The organism is Bacillus sp. sid0103 (genome assembly GCF_019219025.1).
In genome coordinates, this window is sequence record NZ_JAHUWN010000113.1 from 1 (window position 1) to 453 (window position 453).

Below are 453 nucleotides of genomic sequence, written 5' to 3' on the forward strand. Positions count from 1 at the left end.
TAAATAATTGGGAATGGTGGTAAACATTGTGAAATCCTATCTATCTTCAAGGGCTGAACAATTAAAACCTTCAGGTATTCGTCGTTTCTTGTGACTTAGCGAATAGCATGGGAGGCGTTATTTCATTAGGAGTAGGGGAGCCAGATTTTATTACTCCTTGGTCCATATGCCATTCTTCAATTCTGTCGCTAGAAAGCGGGTATACGTCATATACAGAAATAGAAGGACTTTTAGAACTTCGTAAGGAAATATCTAGTTATATGGAAAGGCGTTTTCATGTTTGCTATTCTCCCAGGTCAGAAATTATTGTAACCATTGGAGGTAGTAAGCTTTGGATAGTTCTTTGAGAACTATTTTAAATCCAGGGGATGAGGTAATGATTTTAGAACCAAGTTATGTAGCTTATATTGCGTTGGTTTCATTGGCTGGAGGGATTCCAGTGCCAATCGTTAC

General features: G+C 38.2%; 1 pseudogene. It reads left to right on the forward strand.

From position 1 onward, the window contains the following. Positions 1-13: 13 nt before the first annotated feature. A pseudogene (locus KW850_RS33770) lies at positions 14-453 on the forward strand (aminotransferase class I/II-fold pyridoxal phosphate-dependent enzyme); the annotation flags it as partial.